The 17,530-nt window shown below is 59.8% G+C and carries 15 protein-coding genes; 7 read left to right on the forward strand and 8 right to left on the reverse strand.

Features of this window, described 5'->3' with window-relative positions; all coding sequences use genetic code 11:
• Window position 1 precedes the first annotated feature (1 nt).
• Window positions 2-550, reverse strand: coding sequence for a SecY-interacting protein (syd, locus tag ACB034_RS05170; protein ID WP_371172260.1), 549 nt, complete (start codon window positions 548-550; stop codon window positions 2-4).
• Between the two features lie 125 nt (window positions 551-675).
• On the opposite strand from syd, the gene queF reads away from it, so the two are divergent.
• The 7 genes from queF to ACB034_RS05205 all read left to right on the forward strand — a co-directional run bounded on the left by queF (window position 676) and on the right by ACB034_RS05205 (window position 9,891).
• Window positions 676-1,536, forward strand: a complete 861-nt coding sequence (queF, locus tag ACB034_RS05175; RefSeq protein ID WP_371172261.1) for an NADPH-dependent 7-cyano-7-deazaguanine reductase QueF — start codon at window positions 676-678, stop codon at window positions 1,534-1,536.
• Window positions 1,537-1,719: 183 nt separating this feature from the next.
• The gene (locus ACB034_RS05180; protein WP_371172262.1) at window positions 1,720-3,990 is read left to right on the forward strand and encodes a hypothetical protein; all 2,271 of its coding nucleotides are present in this window, start codon (window positions 1,720-1,722) and stop codon (window positions 3,988-3,990) included.
• 91 nt (window positions 3,991-4,081) lie between these two features.
• A complete protein-coding gene (locus ACB034_RS05185; protein WP_026457205.1) occupies window positions 4,082-5,689 on the forward strand; it encodes a diguanylate cyclase in 1,608 nt (535 codons plus the stop codon).
• Window positions 5,690-5,835: 146 nt separating this feature from the next.
• Entirely contained in the window at window positions 5,836-7,191 is a 1,356-nt protein-coding gene (gene ppnN, locus ACB034_RS05190; protein ID WP_042027984.1) for a nucleotide 5'-monophosphate nucleosidase PpnN, read from the forward strand.
• Window positions 7,192-7,346: 155 nt separating this feature from the next.
• Complete coding sequence (gene xni / locus ACB034_RS05195) at window positions 7,347-8,147, forward strand: flap endonuclease Xni (RefSeq protein WP_371172263.1); 801 nt, start codon at window positions 7,347-7,349, stop codon at window positions 8,145-8,147.
• Window positions 8,148-8,307: 160 nt separating this feature from the next.
• Window positions 8,308-9,315: an isocitrate dehydrogenase gene (locus tag ACB034_RS05200; RefSeq protein WP_042073186.1), complete on the forward strand. Its 1,008-nt coding sequence runs from the start codon at window positions 8,308-8,310 to the stop codon at window positions 9,313-9,315.
• Window positions 9,316-9,432: 117 nt separating this feature from the next.
• The gene (locus ACB034_RS05205; protein ID WP_338611051.1) at window positions 9,433-9,891 is read left to right on the forward strand and encodes a hypothetical protein; all 459 of its coding nucleotides are present in this window, start codon (window positions 9,433-9,435) and stop codon (window positions 9,889-9,891) included.
• A 94-nt stretch (window positions 9,892-9,985) separates the two neighbouring features.
• On the opposite strand, the gene rlmM is transcribed toward ACB034_RS05205, so the two are convergent.
• From rlmM to ACB034_RS05240, 7 genes are all read right to left on the reverse strand, one after another.
• Complete coding sequence (gene rlmM, locus ACB034_RS05210) at window positions 9,986-11,080, reverse strand: 23S rRNA (cytidine(2498)-2'-O)-methyltransferase RlmM (RefSeq protein ID WP_371172264.1); 1,095 nt, start codon at window positions 11,078-11,080, stop codon at window positions 9,986-9,988.
• Window positions 11,073-11,459 (reverse strand): DUF423 domain-containing protein, encoded by a 387-nt coding sequence (locus ACB034_RS05215; RefSeq protein ID WP_223378776.1) that lies wholly within the window; start codon window positions 11,457-11,459, stop codon window positions 11,073-11,075. Before ACB034_RS05215 ends, rlmM begins: the two co-directional genes overlap by 8 nt.
• Before the next feature lie 32 nt (window positions 11,460-11,491).
• Window positions 11,492-12,118 (reverse strand): alpha/beta fold hydrolase, encoded by a 627-nt coding sequence (locus tag ACB034_RS05220; RefSeq protein ID WP_338611053.1) that lies wholly within the window; start codon window positions 12,116-12,118, stop codon window positions 11,492-11,494.
• Window positions 12,111-13,031 (reverse strand): transcriptional regulator GcvA, encoded by a 921-nt coding sequence (locus ACB034_RS05225; RefSeq protein ID WP_042027993.1) that lies wholly within the window; start codon window positions 13,029-13,031, stop codon window positions 12,111-12,113. The genes ACB034_RS05220 and ACB034_RS05225 overlap by 8 nt, the downstream gene beginning before the upstream one ends.
• Before the next feature lie 274 nt (window positions 13,032-13,305).
• Window positions 13,306-15,447, reverse strand: a complete 2,142-nt coding sequence (locus tag ACB034_RS05230) for a methyl-accepting chemotaxis protein (protein ID WP_371172265.1) — start codon at window positions 15,445-15,447, stop codon at window positions 13,306-13,308.
• Between the two features lie 70 nt (window positions 15,448-15,517).
• Entirely contained in the window at window positions 15,518-16,573 is a 1,056-nt protein-coding gene (gene dinB / locus ACB034_RS05235) for a DNA polymerase IV (protein ID WP_338612499.1), read from the reverse strand.
• A 382-nt stretch (window positions 16,574-16,955) separates the two neighbouring features.
• Window positions 16,956-17,516, reverse strand: coding sequence for a DJ-1 family glyoxalase III (locus ACB034_RS05240; protein WP_371172266.1), 561 nt, complete (start codon window positions 17,514-17,516; stop codon window positions 16,956-16,958).
• Window positions 17,517-17,530: the final 14 nt, after the last annotated feature.

Genomic DNA, 17,530 nt, shown 5'->3' on the forward strand with positions numbered 1-17,530 from the left:
TTTATTGCGGCAGGGTCTCCAGCCGCGCGAGAAACTCGGCCAGGGAAGGCGCCAGCACCAGTCGGCGACCGGAATCGAGCCACTCCAGCCACACCTGACCGTTCTCGTTATCGAGCGAAATCAGGGTCATCTCGTTGCGGGTAGTCGCGATGAAGATGGAAGGGGTACGCTTGAGCTTGCGTAGCATCAGCAGATGGCCGATGAAGTTCTCTTTCAGCAAATCGAGATCCGCTTCGTTCCAGGGCAGGATCAGCTCAAGACGCAGCCCCTTGAAAAGGCAGGGGATGGGGCGACTGAACCAGTGACCAAACAGCGCCAGCGCATCAGGGTGCAATGTCAGTTCCAGCGCCTCGGCGAGGGCGCTGAAATCGGCAGGTTCGGTGCGCTGATAAGGTCGCCAGGGAATGCGACCATCGACCGGTTCCTGCAACTGGCAGGGGGAGCGCCAGTCCGCTTCCCAGTCGCACAAGGGCAGACCTCGACGAGCCTCGCCATCCCGTTGCCAGCGGGCCAAAAAATGCGCCAGGGCAGACAAAACTTGATCCGACATCGAAAATCCCCACAATTGCTGGCAAAGTCCGCTATTGCACCATCAAACATGGCGACAGACAAGGCCGCCTGAACCGGGCCCGTGCTGGGCCGTCTGCACGCCTTTCCCTGGGAGCACCACACTTCATGAGCAAACACGTGAGCAAACAAGAGAGATACGCGGGGGCCAGCGCCCTCAAGGGCCTCACCCTGGGCCAGCAGTCCGACTACATCAGCCAGTACACCCCCTTCCTGTTGCAGCCGGTTCCGCGCAGCCTGAACCGGGACGACCTGCAACTGGGTGCCGAACTGCCGTTTGCCGGTTGCGATGTCTGGACCCTTTACGAGCTCTCTTGGCTCAATGCCAAGGGCAAGCCTATGGTCGCGGTGGGCGAGGTGACCATACCGGCCACCAGCGCTAACCTGATTGAATCCAAGTCTTTCAAACTCTATCTGAACTCCTTCAACCAGACCCGCTGCGACTCCATAGAGGCGGTGCAGGCCATGCTGATCAAGGATCTCAGCGCCTGTGCGGGAGAAGCCGTCCAGGTCACCCTGTTCCCCCTCGACCGGGCGCCGCACCAGATTGCCACCCTGCCCGGGGAGTGCATCGACGATCAGGATATCGAGATCGATGGTTACGAGTTTGACGCGACCCTGCTGCAGGGGGCCGCAGGCTCAGAGGTGGTGGAAGAGACGCTGCACAGCCACCTGCTCAAATCCAACTGCCTGGTGACCAGCCAGCCGGACTGGGGCTCGGTGGTGATCCGCTACAAGGGGCCCAGGGTCGATCGGGAGAAGCTGCTGCGCTACCTCATCTCGTTTCGCCAGCACAACGAGTTCCACGAGCAGTGCATCGAGCGGATCTTCATCGACCTGCAGCACTACTGCCAACCGCAGCAGCTGACCGTCTATGCCCGCTATACTCGCCGCGGCGGGCTGGATATCAATCCGTTCCGCTCCGATTTCGAGGCCGTCCCCGCCAACCTGCGCCTGATCCGTCAGTAACCCCGGCTCAAAGAGGCAAGGAGAGAGGGTAACCCGCCCTCCCCTTGCCCGCCTCCAGACAGTAGAGGCGAGGATAAATCCCCTCTCCGGCCCCCGGATCCGCATCACTGCCGCCAGTAAACACTGGACTCAGAGGGGGGGCCTTGGATAACATGCCCTCACCTCTGCGCCGCCCTTAATCCAATGAATCAACTGTTTTTTCTGGCCATGATGATGACCTCCGTGTCCGCTCCGAATCTGGATCTGGACAGGGAGCAGCTCTCCGTCGACCTGCAACAGGCTCAGTCCCTGGTGTTGACCGATCCGGCCAGATGCGTCCAGATCACCTCCGCCTTCCTGACGCGTGCAGCCAACAATCCCCAGCAGATCATCAGCAATCGCCAGGAGTTCGGTTATCGCGAACCGCTCCTGAGCTACAGCAATATGACACAGAATATCAGCGCCAATCTGCTCAAGGGGAAGTGCCTGCTGCAGCTCGGTCAATATCAGGCCACCCAGCAGGCGCTCGACACGGCCATCGCGCTGGCGGAAAAAGAGCAGCAACCCGAACTCAAAGCCCATGCGCTCTATCTCAAACTGCGCAGCCTGGAGCGCATGCCGGAGCAGCAGAGCAACCGGCAGACGCTGCTGGAGCAGTTGGATGACCAGTTGGCAGCCCCGCCTCTCAGACAGAGCCAGTTGCAGGTATACAGCCGTCTGCTGCGCACCAGTTACGATATCGAGCAGCGGCAATTTGAAGGGGCCAAGGCCCATCTGGCCGAGGCCAGGACCTGGGCGGCCAAGTCCACCAATCCGCTCGCCAGCGCCTGGGTCAGCGCCATCAGTGGTGATCTCTATCGCGCCCTGCAACAACCCCAGCTGGCGCTCGGTGAATATATCGATGCCCAGCAGCGCGCCAAGAACCTCAACGCCCCCCTCTTCCTCGGTCTCTTGTCGAACCAGATCGTCAAGCTCTATCAGGAGGAGCAGGAGCCCCAGAAGGCGCTGCAATATGCCAATGAGGCGGCCAACTATTTTCACTCCATCGGCAACCGTTCGCTGCTGTGTGACTCCCTCATCGTGCTGGCCCGTCTCAACCGCGATCAAAATGATCTCAACATGGCGCTGGTCTACTTCTTCAACGCGCTAGATCTGCTGGATGAAGGCACCAACCGGGCACAGGCCTCCCTGCTGAAGTACGAGATCGGCAAGACCTACCTGTACAGCGGCAATCTTTCGCTGGCCGGCAACTACCTCAACGCGGCACGTCAGTCCCATGAGCTGAACGATGCCAAGGAGCCGCTGATCGACACCCTGCTGTTGCTGGGGGAGCTCTATCTGAAGAAGCAGGAAGCCGCCATCGCCATCTTGCAGCTGGAAAATGCCAGAACCCTCTCCAGCCAGATTGGTGACACTCGCCGCCAGTACGAGGTGTTCCGCCTGCTCTCCCTCGCATATGAACAAAAGGGTTATCTGCGCCAGGCCCTCGACAGCTACAAACAGTTCCATCGCCTGGGTGAAGAGGTGCGCCAGCAGGAGCTGGCCCTGGAGCAAGCGGCCATTCGTGACAACTATGTTCAGGTTGAACGGGCTCAGCAAATCAAGGAGCTGGAGCAGCGCCTGAGCAACAGTCAGCACCAGCAGGAGCGTTACCTCTGGTCGAGCATCACCACCAGTCTGCTGCTGGCGCTCTTCATCTACCTCTTCTTCACGCTCTGGCTCAAGCTGCGTACCGCCCGCCTGCAGGTCAAGCGTACCGGTGAGGCCCTGCAGATCGAGCCACGCTCCGGCCTCGCCAACTGGCAACGCCTGATGAATCGCTGGCCGCGGGAGATGGCCAAACGCCAGTTGAAATCGGAACGCTGGTTCCTGAGTGAAGAGCCCACCAGCGAATTTGACGACAAGCTGCACTACCTGCTGTTCCGGGTCCCTTTCCTGGTCAACGCCCTGGAGCATCACGGCTATCAGGCCAGTCGCGAAATAGAGCAGGCCTTTGGCACCTATGTCGACACCCTGACCCCCCAGGATGGCCGCATCTATGATCTGCGGGAGGGCCATATCCTCTATGTGGTGCCCCAGCGTCACGTCGCCAATCTGCATCAGCTGGCTGGCGACCTGCTGGCGTCCATCGCCGCTTTCCCCTGCGAATATCCGCTGGATCGCCAGATAAGCCTCGGGATAGTGAGTCACCCCTTCCTGCCAAAGGCGGCCACCGCGCTGGATCACAACGGGCTGTTCGATCTCTGCTATCTCGCCCTGTCGGGAGCCATTCAGCTCAGTGAAAAATGCCAGGAAAGTGCCTGGCTGGAGCTGGCTGCCATCGATTGCCAGCAGGCGGCATTTTTTAATGGGGATGTGTGGCAATGCGGCTTGATGGCGATTGACAAGGGATTGGTAAAAGTCAATTCTTCTCATGAAAAGCAATGGGTTAATTGGCCCCGACTTGCAAGGACGCAAGCACCAGTTGACCAATAAAAACATAGATAACAGACGAGGCTCGAAGCGAGGTTCGACCACGGTTGCTATCCAACATAAAAAACAAGAATGACAACAGGGCGACCTGATAATGAACGACATCGCTGCCGTAACAGGACAATTGGCCAGACTCAGGGAGTCCCTCCAGCAGAAACAGCTGGAGCTTGACGGTCTTCTCTCTTTCTCCGATGCGGAACGCATCCGCAGCATCCAGTTCATCAACAAACTGATGCTCTCCTGCCGTGGTTTCGATCGGGAACTCGACAACCGGTTTGCCCGCCTGAAGCAAAAACTCGACGGCAATCCATCCTACACCTCGCTGGATGCCGACCTGCTCGCCATCGAAAAACTGCTGCAACAGCACAGCAATGCCCTGGAAGAGTCGATGAACCTGACCCAGGCGGCCATCGAACTCGGCTCCAAGCAGCTCAAAACCATCAAGGGCTTCCCGGAAGAGACCCGTAAATCCCTCAAGGAGTTTCTGGCAAGCCCCGCCGGTTACGGCATCGCCGACCACCAGAAGAAGGTGATCAAGCTGCTCGAATTCTATCAGCAGGCGATCAAAATCCAGTTGCTGCCAAGCCAGCCACTGCTAGTCAAACCAGCTCCCCAGGCGTCAGAGAGCGAAAAGCATCATCAGGCACCACATGACTCTTTCGATTTCAAGGATCATGCCCGTATCGCCGACGAGCTGCAGCGCCTCATCACGGAACTCGATTTTGCCGGTGCCATCGGCGAAAGCCTGGGGGATATCCGCCGCCAACTGCTGCTTGGCATAGCCCCTCACCTGCTGGCCGAGACCTGCATGCAGGTGATCGAGCTTATCATCGAGGGCACCCGTGAGGAGCGCAAAGCCTCCCGGGCATTTTTGAGCACCCTCAACGAGAGCCTGTCTGCGGTACATGTCGGCTTTACCGAATCGCTGGATGAAGGGCGCGCCCTGCAAAACGAGACCAAAGAAACCCGGGAAGCGCTGGTCAGCGAACTGCAGGCCATCGATCACTCCCTGGCCAGCCACCAGACTCTGGAGGCACTCAAAGAGACCATCTCCGGCCACATGGGGGCCATCAATCTACTGCTGCAGGAGCGGGAAAACACCGCTGCCCGTGAGCGTCACCTGCTCACCCGCCTCTCCACCATGGAGTCCAAGCTGCGGCTGATGAAGGAGGAGACTGCCGAGTACAAGAAGCGGCTCACCATCCAGAAGCACAAGCTGTTCCTCGACAGCCTGACCCAAGTGCACAACCGGGCGGCCCTCGACGAGCGGCTGGAGCAGGAGTACAAACGCTGGCTGCGCTACCGCACCCCGCTATGCATGGCGATCATCGATATAGACCACTTCAAGCACATCAATGACAACTACGGCCACATGGCCGGCGACAAGGCGTTGAAGGTGGTCGCCAAGGCCCTGCAGAGCACCCTGCGCGATACCGATTTCATCGCCCGTTTTGGCGGTGAGGAGTTCGTGGTGCTGCTGCCCAACATCAATCCGGACAAGTTCCAGAAGCCGCTGGAGGCCCTGCGCCAGACCATCAAGAGCATCCCGTTCCGGTTTCGTGATGCCAAGGTGGAGATCACCATCTCCATCGGTGCCACCCTGTTCCAGGATGGTGACAACCCCTCGGACGTGTTCGAGCGGGCAGACAAGGCGCTCTATCACTCCAAGAACAATGGCCGGGATCAAGTGACACTTGCCTGAGGCGGCTAAAAAAACGGCAAACGCAACTCATCCCTATTCCCCTTCCCCCTGCCTTGCCACTACTATCGAACTCAGGGGATGCACAAGCATCCCCCTTTTCTCCCCAGGGAAAACACAACGATAACAAGCGAGTGAAAGGGGAATTTATGATTACGCACATCAATCCCGTTGGCAGCATGGACCTGCTGTCACAGCTCGAGGTGGATCGCCTCAAACAGACCGCCTCCAGCGATATTTATCAGCTGTTTCGCAACTGCTCACTGGCGGTACTCAACTCGGGCAGCCATACCGACAGCTCCAAGGAGATACTGGAGCGTTTCAAATCCTTCGATATTCATGTGATCCGGCGCGAGCGCGGGGTCAAGCTGGAGCTGTTCAACGCCCCCGAGCACGCCTTCGTCGATGGCGAGATCATCCGCGGCATTCAGGAACACCTCTTCTCCGTGCTGCGCGACATCCTCTATGTCTCCAACCAGCTGGAGTCCAACCGCCAGGTCAACCTGACCAACTCCACCCATATCTCCAACGTGGTGTTTGCCATCCTGCGCAACGCCAAGGTGATCCAGCCCGGCGCCGATCCCAACCTGATCGTCTGCTGGGGCGGTCACTCCATCAACGAGATCGAGTACCAGTACACCCGGGCCGTGGGCAACGAGCTGGGGTTGCGTGAACTCAATATCTGCACCGGTTGTGGCCCGGGTGCCATGGAGGGTCCGATGAAGGGCGCCGCCGTCGGCCACGCCAAGCAGCGGGTGCGCAGCGGCCGCTATATCGGCCTGACTGAACCCTCTATCATCGCCGCCGAGCCGCCCAACCCCATCGTCAACGAGCTGGTGATCCTGCCGGACATCGAGAAGCGCCTGGAGGCCTTCGTGCGCCTCGGTCACGGCATCATCATCTTCCCGGGCGGCGTCGGCACCGCAGAGGAACTGCTCTACCTGCTCGGCATCATGATGCACCCGGCCAACGAGCGCCAGCCCATGCCTATCGTGCTGACCGGGCCGAAGGAGAGTGCCGACTACTTCCGCGCCATCGACGACTTCATCAAGGCCACCTTGGGAGAACCGGCCACCAAGCTCTACCGGATCATCGTCGGCGATGCGCCCGAGGTGGCACGAGTGATGAAAGAAGCAATGCCGAAAATTCGCGAATACCGCAAATCGGTCGGGGATGCCTACTCCTTCAACTGGTCCTTGCGGATTGAGCCCGAGTTCCAGCTGCCGTTCGAGCCGGATCACGCCAGCATGGGGGGCCTGGATCTGCATCGCAACCAGCCCCCCCAGCTGCTGGCAGCCAATCTGAGGCGCGCCTTCTCTGGTATCGTCGCAGGCAACGTCAAGGAAGGGGGTATTCGCGCCATCGAGAAGAAGGGCCCCTTCAAGATCCATGGCGACAAGGAGCTGATGCACCTGATGGACAGGCTGCTGGAGAGCTTCGTCAAACAGCAGCGGATGAAGCTGCCTGGCAGCCAGTATGTGCCCTGTTACGAGATAGTGCGCTGACGGCCAATCAAGCCTGCTCATAGGCAGCTCAAGATGACAAACGGGGGCGCATCGGCCCCCGTTTTTATCCTCTGCTTGCTGTGCGGACTATGGAAGGGCTGCCATGACTTCCGTCAGTTGTTACAATGTGGCGCCCCGACTGCCAAGAGTGCCCCATGTCAAATCTCAGGCCACACCTGCTCATCATCGACGCCCTCAATCTCATCCGCCGTCTGCATGCGGTGCAAGCCCAGCAGGCCCTGACTCCCGCCCAGGCCCTCGTCGCCACTCGCGCCAACCTCGTCAATACTTGCCGCAAGCTGCTGGCCGCCAGCGAACCCACCCATGTCATCGCCGTGTTCGATGGCGAGGTTCACAGCTGGCGCAAAGAGGTCTACCCGGCCTACAAGGAGGGGCGCACGCCCATGCCGGCCGAACTGCGTGAAGGGCTGGGAGAGCTGCAGGATGCATTCTGGGAGTGTGGCGTGGACGCCCTGCTGTCCGAGACCGACGAGGCGGACGATCTCGTCGCAACCCTGGCTTGCGGCATTGCCAGGCGCGACCATCAGGCCACCATCATCTCCACCGACAAGGGGTTTTGCCAGCTCATCTGCCCGCAGATCCGGATCCGCGACTACTTCAACAAGCGCTGGCTCGATGCCGCCTTCGTCCAGCAGCACTACGGGGTGGCGCCGGCCCAACTGGTGGATTTCTGGGCGCTGACCGGGGTGAGCGGCTCCAACATCAAGGGAGTCCCCGGCATAGGCCCCAAGACAGCGACCCAGCTGCTGCAACAATATGGCGATCTGGCTACCCTGCTGACGGCTTGCCAACAGGAAGATGCCCCCAAGGCCCTGCGCAAGCTGCAGCAGCATCAGGAGGAGGCCCTGCTGGCCCAGCGGCTGGTCCGACTGCAACAGGATATTCCACTGGGATTCAACCTGCGGGATATCCGCTATCCGCCACAACCCGAGTGACTGGTGCACACAAATTGCCGGTCGAGGGCGCGAACCATGACACGACTCACCCACCTCGTTGAGGAAATTGAGTAAAATGTAAAGGAATCTGGTTGGTTTGCTGAGTAAATGATATAAAACAGCCCCATCCTCCCCTACTCCCTGGAAGTGGAACCCTCTCATGTCCAAAACAAAAATTACCGTGATCCCCGGCGACGGCATTGGCCCCAGCATCATCGAATCGGCTATCCAGATCCTGAACCACGCCGGCTGTGACTTCGAATACGACTACGCCGATGCGGGCCTGACCGCCCTCGAAAAACATGGCGAACTGCTGCCCCAGGCAACCCTGGATCTCATCGAGAAGAACAAGGTCAGTCTGAAAGGACCGCTCACCACCCCGGTCGGCGGCGGTTTTACCTCCATCAACGTCTCCCTGCGCAAGAAGTTCAACCTCTACGCCAACGTCCGCCCCGTCATCTCCTTCAAGGGCACCAAGAGCCGTTACGACAACATCGATATCATCACGGTCCGTGAAAATACCGAGGGGATGTACTCGGGCGCAGGTCAGAAGCGCAGCGACGACAACCAGAGCGCCGAGGCAATGAGCATAGTGACCCGTGACGGAGCCGAGCGCATCGTCAAGTTCGCCTTCGAACTGGCCCGCCAGGAAGGGCGCAAGAAGGTCACCATCATCCACAAGGCCAATATCCTCAAATCCACCTCAGGGTTGTTCCTGGAAGTGGCTCGCGAGGTTGCGGCACGTTATCCGGACATCCAGAGCGAGGAGATGATCGTCGATGCCGCCTGCATGAATCTGGTGATGTACCCGGAGCGTTTCGATGTAATGGTCACCACCAACCTGTTCGGCGACATCCTGTCGGATCTGTGCGCTGGTCTGGTCGGGGGCCTAGGCATGGCACCTGGTGCCAACATCGGTGATGGCGCCGCTATCTTCGAAGCGGTGCACGGTTCGGCCCCGGATATCGCAGGCAAGAATATCGCCAACCCCACCTCGGTGATCCTCGCCTCCATCCAGATGCTGGAATACCTCGGCATGCAAGATAAAGCCGAGCGCATTCGCGAGGCGGTTCGCGCCACCATCGAATCCGGCGACAGGGTTACCCGGGATCTTGGGGGCAGCGCCTCCACCAGTGAATTCACCCAGGCCATTATCGATCGCCTGTAAGCTAATTCATTGATTTTAAAAGGGAGCCTCGGCTCCCTTTTTTATGCTCCAGACAACTTTCCCCTCTTCTTGAGAGCAACTATGTTCAATAGAGAAGAAGAACAGGGAGAGTTTTTCATGTACGGGTATTGGCGCTTTCTAGTTCCGGGTTACCTGCTGTTATGGGGCTCTGTCTCTGCCTTCGAGCAGACGTTGCCGACCCAGACCGCCAGATTGCCGCAGCAGGAAAAGCGGGCCGCCACCGAGGTGTGGCGCTCCAGCCTGGATACCAATGACCTGCTCAAGGCTCCCAAGCCGCTCTCATTCGGGATCGATGTCGCCACTGACAACTATGGCAACCAGAGAGTCACCTCCTACCCGCAGCTCAACCTGACACCGGAAAAGAGTGTCAGCCTGTCGTTCGAGCGCTACAAACCCAGGGTCAAATTCCAGGCCGGTGGCATGCACACCGCCATCAAGCTAAGAGGGGATGGCGTCAAGATGCAGTTCAATCCGGTCGACAAGACCATTCCGCTGCAGATCGAGCTGAAAGTGACCGACGACGAATCCTCCCTGCGCGTCGACTACCGCTTCTGAACCTGTCGCATTTTTGCAGATAAAAAAAAGCCGACGGGCAACCCCGTCGGTCCTGGCATAATTTCCGTATGTTACGGCTGATATTCCGTCTCTATCACGCCTTGGGTTCGAGCTTGGAGACCCAGTACTTGTTGTAGACGTGCACCGTGATCTCTTCGCGATCGTGGTAGAGCTGCTTGGCCTGAATGATGAAGCCGCCGTCGATCTCCGCCAGCAGTTCACGCAACACCTGGATGTTGTGCACCGCCTCGGCGTAGCGCTTCTTCATCGGCAGCTTGAGGTTGAACATAGCTTCCTGGCAATCGCCCTCGCGGAACCAGTCGGCGATCATGTGGGTCACCCGTGCCGGCTTGTCGACCATGTCACACACCAGCCAGTAGATGTTCTTCTTGCTGGGACGCCAGACAAAGCCATCATCGCGGATGTGCTTGACCTGGCCGGTATCCATCAGGGATTGCGCCATCATGCCGTTGTCCACCGCGGTCACCATCATGTCGCGACGCACCAGCTGATAGGTCCAGCCGCCCGGGCAGGCACCGAGATCCACCGCCTTCATGCCGGAGCGCAGCCGCACGTCCCACTCTTCCCGCGGTACGAACACGTAGAAGGCCTCTTCCAGCTTGAGGCTGGAGCGGCTCGGCGCATCGGCCGGGAAGCGCAGGCGCGGGATCCCCATGTGGAAGGCGGAGTTGTTGAAGGAGTAGGAGTAACCCAGCAACACATGGTCGTTGGCCAGGAAGAAGGCGTGGAACACGGGGCGGTTCGGGGTCTCCTTCTTGGTCAGGATCTCGTTGCTGCGCAACGCCTGGCGCAGCGGCACGGTGAATTTGCGGCAGAAGGCCGACAGCTCTTTCGCCTCGTTGGTATCGGCGGTTTCCACCCGCAGATCGCCGCAGATAGCGTAGTCGCTAGTCGCCTCCAGGATGGGTGTGATGCGATCGGACAGATCCAGATCTTTGAGCTCGCAGGTCACCACTAGCATCTGGCGGATAAAGATGAGCTCGCGAAATGGCAGCTTGCGCGCCAGCAGATCCGCTTCGTCCTCGCCATAGCATTCGAAGATGATGTAGCCACTGTCGTCCTTGACCCGGGCAAAGCCATAACACTGCATGTTAGTGGCTCGTTCGGTGATCTCTGCCGCCGCCTCTTTCTCAAAACCGGGGCGGCAATACAGCAGCAGATTATTCATTTTTTCCTCCAAGACGACAGCCAACCCAGATCAGGGCCGCCCATCCCAACATAAAACAGAGGCCACCGGCCGGGGTAATGAGCCCCAACCCCTTGCTGCCAAGCAGCACCATGGCATAAATACTGCCGGAGAATCCCAGGATCCCCAGCACAAACGCGGTGCCAGCAAAGGTGATCACCTTGCTGCGCACACCGCACCAACCCAGCACCAGCAGGGCCAATGCATGAAAAAACTGATATTGCACGGCGGTATTGAAGGCCGCCAGGCGCTCGGGCGTAATGCCGGTCGCCGTCAGGCCGTGGGCACCATAGGCGCCCAGCATGGTGGCCGTCAGGCCAAAGCAGCCGGCCAGCACCAGCCAGTGTCGATGGATCTGCATCCCAACTCTCCTTGTGTTCCCGCTCGCCGTCCTCAACCCTGTACCGGGGGGTTGGTGACAAAGCGCCTTATCTCGTTCGCTGCCTGCTGCAGATTTTCCTGTTCACTCACGCCACTCGCCTTGCGCGGCTTGAAGCCATGATCACCATCGGTCAGCCAATGGACCGATACGGCGGAGGAGAAGGGGAAATCGACCAGTTCGGCACGGCTGCCAAAAGTGTCACGCTCCCCCTGCAGCAGCAGGGTTGGCGTGGTGATCTGCTTGAGCACCTCGCCCCGCCAGCACTCGGGCTTGGCCGGGGGGTGGAAAGGATACCCGAGAATGAGCAATCCTGCAGCATTCATCTCGCCCGCAATCTCGGCCGCCATCCGCCCGCCCATGGACTTGCCTGCCAGAAACAGTCCGGGATGGGCAAACTCCCGCACCATCTGGCGCCAGTGCTCGAGCAGCGCTGGCTGGCGATCGGGCGGACGACGCTTGCCATCCTGGGCCCGTTTGATCATGTAGGGGAAGTTGAAGCGCACCACCTCGATATCGGGCCCGGCCAGCAGCCGCGACAGCTCGGCCAGAAAGGCGTGCTCCATACCGGCCCCGGCACCGTGGGCCAACAGAATGCGAACGGGGGCATCAACAGCCCCCTCCCGGATCACCTCATGCATCGGCTAGTCGGGCCCGGCGACGGGCCTCCTCCTGCTCCACCAGTTCCAGCATCCAGTCGCGGAAGGCGACTATCTTGCCCTGATCGGACTGCTGCTCCTGGCACACCAGATAGAAGGCGTTCTTGCTCACCAGCACCTGCTCGAACGGGCAGATGAGGCGACCCGCCTCTATCTCTGGCTGGGCCAGCACACTGTGGCCAAGGGCCACCCCCTGGCCGTGAATGGCGGCCTGGATCACCATGGTAGAGTGGCTGAAGATGGGCCCCTGGTTTACGTTGGGGGCATCGATGTCGAGCTGGCGAAACCAGGCCTTCCAGTCGCGACGCGAGGTGTCGTGCAGCAGGGTATGGCGGGTCAGATCGTCCGGGGTGCGCAGCGGCTTGGGACCGGTCAGCAGCAGCGGTGAACAGACCGGGATCAGATACTCGGTGTGCAGCTTGTCACAGCGCAATCCGGGCCAGTTGCCACGGCCATAGTAGATGGCCACGTCCACGTCATCGGTGAGCGATCCCTCGTCCATGTCGACGGCCTTGATCCGCACGTCGATATCGGGATGACGCTCGCTGAATTTGACCAGCCTGGGCACCAGCCACTGGATGGCAAAGCTCGGCTGCAGGCTGACGGTGAGCGCCCCTTTGGCACTGCGCGCCAGCAGCTTGTCGGTCGCTTCCGAAATGGAGGCAAAGATATCCTTGATATCGAGGAAATAGCCCTGCCCCTCCTCGGTCAGCAACAAGGAGCGATTCTTGCGACGGAACAGCTTGATGCCAAGATACTCCTCCAGCGCCTTGATCTGGTGACTGATGGCAGCCTGAGTCACAAACAACTCTTCTGCTGCGCGGGTAAAGCTTAAGTGACGGGCCGCTGCTTCAAACGCCTTGAGGGCATTGAGCGGGGGTAAACGACGAGACATGACACCAGCCGACGATGAGTTTTTCTAATGGGGCGCATTATAATTTGTCGGTTGCGGGTCGACCAGTGAATAAACATAATTCGCCCTGCAATCAGTTGTCATATGGCTCACATTTTCTGCGACATATTGGTTTAATGTGTTTTCCGTGAGCCTTCCGACTGTGATTGTGGTGTTGTGTTTCTTCCTCTGCGGGAAGAGGGGCTAAATCGACGCGATTTAACCCAGTCTGTCATCTGAATGTGTTTGGCGCCTCTTATTGGATGGCGCCTTTTTTCTATACCTTGAACTGCCCCACCAGTTGCTGCTGCTTGTCCGCCAATGCTGACAGCTTGCGACCGTTTTCGGCGGAAGTGGCCGCCTCACCCCGAATGGTGTGGCTCACATCGCGAATATTGCTGACATTGCGATTGATCTCCTCCGCAACCCGGGTCTGCTCCTGGGCAGCCCTGGCGATCTGTTCATTCATCTGATGGATGGTGGAAACGGACTGGATGATCTGCTCCAGCACCCGTACCGACAGGTCGACCTTGGCGAGCGTCTGATCCGCCTGACCATGGCCCTCGCGGATCGCATTGACCACGGCACCCGTGCCCGATTGCAGCTCGCTGATCAAGGTCTGGATCTCGACGATGGCGTTCTGGGTGCGGCCCGCCAGATTGCGGACCTCATCGGCCACCACGGCAAAACCCCGCCCCTGCTCACCTGCCCTGGCCGCCTCGATGGCGGCGTTCAGGGCCAGCAGATTGGTCTGCTCCGCGATCCCCTGGATGACGATGAGGATGTCATTGATGTTCTCGCTGTTGGCCGAGAGCCGCTCCACCACCGGCTGGGCCTCATTGATGGTCGTCATCAACCGCCCCATGGCGGTCTGGGTGTCGGCCACCACATATTTGCCCTCCTGGGCCGCCGTGTCTGTCTCGTTGGCCGCCGTCACCGCAGCACTGGCATTGCCGGATACCTGCAGCGCCGTTGCACTGAGCTCTTCGAATGCCGTAGCCACCAGATCAATTTCCTGATACTGGGCCTGCATGCCGTTGCTGGTACGCTCGGCCACCTGGGCGGCCCGCTCCGCGCTGGTTCGGGTCCCCTCCACGGTGGCGATGACCTGGCTGATGGTGGATTGCAATTTGTTGAGGAAGCTGTTGAACCACTTGGCCAGCTCGCCGATCTCATCCTCGCGCTGGATCTCGATGCGCTGGGTCAGATCCCCCTCACCGCTGGCAATGTCCTTGAGGCGAGCCACCACGGCACGGATGGGAGCCACTATCTGGCGCGCCATCAGCCAGATACCGCACAGGGCGATGAGGGAGATGAGCACGCCAATCACCACCTGGGTGGCTACACTGCGTCTGCCCTCCTCGGCCAGGTTGCCATGCAGCCGCTTGGCCGACGCCAGCACCACGTCCCTGGGGAGTTCGATATAGATACCCCACTGTTGCGGGGTACCGCGCATGGTGACAGGCACGAAGGTCTGCAACAAGGCACCGTCATCACTCCAGCGGCTCAGCACTTGCCCCTGATCGAGCCACCCTTTCAAATCGGCAGCCAGCTCGGAATATTGCTGACCCAGCGTCTGCCCCATGGACACGTCAAACTCGTTGGCCCCGGCGACCCGCCCCTCGTGGCTGACCAGCAGGATCTTGCCTTTTCCGCTGTAGAGTTGCTGATCCATGCTGTTCACCAGCTGTTGCAAACTGGTCAGTGGGACATCGACTCCCACCATACCGAGCAAGGTCCCCTCTTCCTGCAAGGGATAGGTGACCGAGGTCATCAGGATCTGCTGGCCCCCCACCTCATCCAGATAGGGTTCGAGCAGACAGAGCGCCCGGGTGCGGATGCTGCAGCGATACCACTCATTTTCCACCCCGCCCGTCTCGGTGGGACTCTCGTCGGCCAGCACCTCCTCATCCATGACCTCGGAGACTATCTTTCCGTGATCATTGGCCCAGTAGCTGGCAAAGCGTCCCTTGTCATTGGCCCCTAGAGCGCTGGAGCCCTGATAGTTGCTGTCCTCCCCATCCAGCTGATCCGGCTCGAACACCGCATAGGCACCGAGAAGATTGGCAGAGGAGGCCACGGCATCCCTCAGCTGTTGATTAAGAGCTCCGCGCAGAGCTTCCGAATGGGTAAAGTTCTCGGCCGCATTCCTGCGCTGGAACAGGAGATCTTCGGCCAGCAAGGTGGCCCGGAAGTAGGCTTCGTCGAGGTAACTGGTCACCTTGGCTGCCTGTTCACCCCCTATCGCCGTCATCCAGTGCTCGGCCGACAGCTGGGCCTCCTGCATGGTGGCCTGCAGCACCTGATCCTGCATCTTGTTGGCATTGTAGAGCGAGGAGATAACCAGGACGGCGGCCGTAACCAACAGACAACAACCGGAGATCAGGGTGATCCGACCCTGGACAGAGAGAGCGCGCATGCCAAGTTCCTACTTCACGTCATACCGAGATAAATAGAGTATCGACTTTATAAACAAAAACTTAACTTTTTCAGAGCAAATCAAGCGACAGCTGGTTCACTTCCCCCTCTTTCGGCAGGCCGACCACCAGCCCCAGCAGACGCACCGGCCGCCCTTGAGCCCGTTGCAATCCCTCCTTCAGCAAGACGGCAAAGAGTCCGCGCTGGTAACCCCCCTGGCTGCGGTAGACAGTCGTCTGGTGAAAATCGGAGAACTTGAGCTTGATCCCCTGCCCCATCAACTGATCTGCCGGGCAGACGGCCTCAAAACGTCGCTCCAGTTCGGGGAGCAGGGAGTCCAGTACTGCAAGGCAGCCTTGCTCGTCACACAGATCGCTCGCCAGCGTGGTCTCCACCCCTATGGTCTTGCGTATGCGTTGTGCCTGAACCGGCTGATCATCCCGCCCCCAGATCCGGCCCGCCAGCATCTCGCCCAATTTACCAAACCGCTCGCACAGCTCCTCCACGCTCAAGGCTCTGGCATCTTCACAGCTGTAGAGCCCCTGCGCTTCGAGCCGCTCCGCCGTCTTGCGCCCCACTCCGGGCAATTTGCCAAGGGGCAGCTGGCGGACAAACTCGGTCACCTCGTCGGGACGGATGACAAACAGACCGTCGGGCTTGCGCTGCTCCGAGGCAAGCTTGGCCAGGAATTTGTTGGGGGCCACCCCTGCCGAGGCGGTCAACCCCAGTTCGGTGGCGATGGCATGGCGGATCTCCCGGGCCATCAGGGTCGCACTGCCACCACAGCAGGCACTGTGAGTCACATCGAGGTAGGCCTCGTCCAGCGACAAGGGTTCAACCTGATCGGTATAGCGCAGAAAGATGGCCCTCAGCTGGCGGGAAATATCCTTGTAGAGCGCCATGCGCCCCGGCAACAGCACTAGGGGGGGGCAGAGCTTTTTCGCCAGCGCCGTCGGCATGGCGGAACGCACGCCGAAACGGCGGGCCACATAGTTGCAGGTGGAGATGACGCCACGGCGATCGGATGCGCCGCCGACCGCCAACGGCACGTCACGCAGCGCCGGGTTGTCCCGCATCTCCACCGCCGCATAAAAGCAGTCCATGTCGATATGGATGATCTTGCGCATACCACTGTATAAATAACCAGACATGCGGCTATCTTACCCCAGGGTGAAACAGCGCACTATCCCCGTCATCGGCACAAGATGATAGACTCCAAAGAGACCTTTCATGCACAACAAGGAACGTTCGGGATGAAATATCTATGGCTGGGACTCTGCCTGCTGCCGCTGGCTTTATGACAGGATGGCGCATCTCAAACAGGTCATCGAAAAGGGGGATACCCTGGGCACGCGGGAGGAACTGGCGCGCTGGCAGGGGGAATTCAACAAGAAACAGTGCGGTCGCTACGACTATTGACCCAAGCTCTTCCCATTGCGCTGAGATAAAAAACGGGCTCCCACCGTGATGGCGGGAGCCCGTTTTACAGAACGGTCGTCATGTCCGGCCTTATGGCAATACCATGGGGGCCGCGATGCGCTCGGCCAGGACATCATCGCGCAGCACCCGCACCAGCTCGAGGGTAAATTCGATGGCGCTGCCCGGTCCCTGGCTGGTAATGAGACGGTGAGCCTCATCCCTGACCACCCTGTCCGTTGCCAACTGTGCAGCCGATAGGTGCGACTGGAAGCCGGGATGACAGGTGACCTTGGCCTCCCCCAGCAAGCCGTGATGCTGCAGCACCACCACGGGAGCCGCGCAGATGGCGGCTCGCCAACGGCCGAGAGCGGCCTGCGCTTTCAGCAGCTCGATGGCAAGCGGCGTATCGCGGATCACTTCGCTGCCGGGCAGGCCACCGGGCACTACGATCGCCTCGAAGTCGCGGCTGGCCAGCTCGTCGAGATGGCAATCCGCCACCAGTTGCACTCCGCGAGAGGCCCTGATCTGGCGCTCACCAGCCGGACAGCAGGAGGCTAGCACCACTTCTATACCGGCCCGCACCAGAGTATCGACGATGGTCACGGTTTCAATCTCTTCCGACCCCGGGGCCACCAACACCAGTACGCTCATCCTCACCTCCTTGC

It is taken from the genome of Aeromonas sp. S18(2024) (genome assembly GCF_041402525.1).
GTDB classification, from domain to species: Bacteria; Pseudomonadota; Gammaproteobacteria; order Enterobacterales; family Aeromonadaceae; genus Aeromonas; species Aeromonas enteropelogenes.

Excerpts from the sequence above, each read along its gene's own strand:
- xni (WP_371172263.1), top strand. The coding sequence starts at position 7,347 with ATGTCAAATCTCAGGCCACACCTGCTCATCATCGACGCCCTCAATCTC.
- ACB034_RS05185 (WP_026457205.1), top strand. The coding sequence starts at position 4,082 with ATGAACGACATCGCTGCCGTAACAGGACAATTGGCCAGACTCAGGGAG.
- dinB (WP_338612499.1), bottom strand. The coding sequence starts at position 16,573 with ATGCGCAAGATCATCCATATCGACATGGACTGCTTTTATGCGGCGGTG.
- ACB034_RS05180 (WP_371172262.1), top strand. The coding sequence starts at position 1,720 with ATGAATCAACTGTTTTTTCTGGCCATGATGATGACCTCCGTGTCCGCT.
- ACB034_RS05240 (WP_371172266.1), bottom strand. The coding sequence starts at position 17,516 with ATGAGCGTACTGGTGTTGGTGGCCCCGGGGTCGGAAGAGATTGAAACC.
- ACB034_RS05225 (WP_042027993.1), bottom strand. The coding sequence starts at position 13,031 with ATGTCTCGTCGTTTACCCCCGCTCAATGCCCTCAAGGCGTTTGAAGCA.
- rlmM (WP_371172264.1), bottom strand. The coding sequence starts at position 11,080 with ATGAATAATCTGCTGCTGTATTGCCGCCCCGGTTTTGAGAAAGAGGCG.
- ACB034_RS05230 (WP_371172265.1), bottom strand. The coding sequence starts at position 15,447 with ATGCGCGCTCTCTCTGTCCAGGGTCGGATCACCCTGATCTCCGGTTGT.
- queF (WP_371172261.1), top strand. The coding sequence starts at position 676 with ATGAGCAAACACGTGAGCAAACAAGAGAGATACGCGGGGGCCAGCGCC.
- syd (WP_371172260.1), bottom strand. The coding sequence starts at position 550 with ATGTCGGATCAAGTTTTGTCTGCCCTGGCGCATTTTTTGGCCCGCTGG.
- ACB034_RS05215 (WP_223378776.1), bottom strand. The coding sequence starts at position 11,459 with ATGCAGATCCATCGACACTGGCTGGTGCTGGCCGGCTGCTTTGGCCTG.
- ppnN (WP_042027984.1), top strand. The coding sequence starts at position 5,836 with ATGATTACGCACATCAATCCCGTTGGCAGCATGGACCTGCTGTCACAG.
- ACB034_RS05220 (WP_338611053.1), bottom strand. The coding sequence starts at position 12,118 with ATGCATGAGGTGATCCGGGAGGGGGCTGTTGATGCCCCCGTTCGCATT.
- ACB034_RS05205 (WP_338611051.1), top strand. The coding sequence starts at position 9,433 with ATGTACGGGTATTGGCGCTTTCTAGTTCCGGGTTACCTGCTGTTATGG.
- ACB034_RS05200 (WP_042073186.1), top strand. The coding sequence starts at position 8,308 with ATGTCCAAAACAAAAATTACCGTGATCCCCGGCGACGGCATTGGCCCC.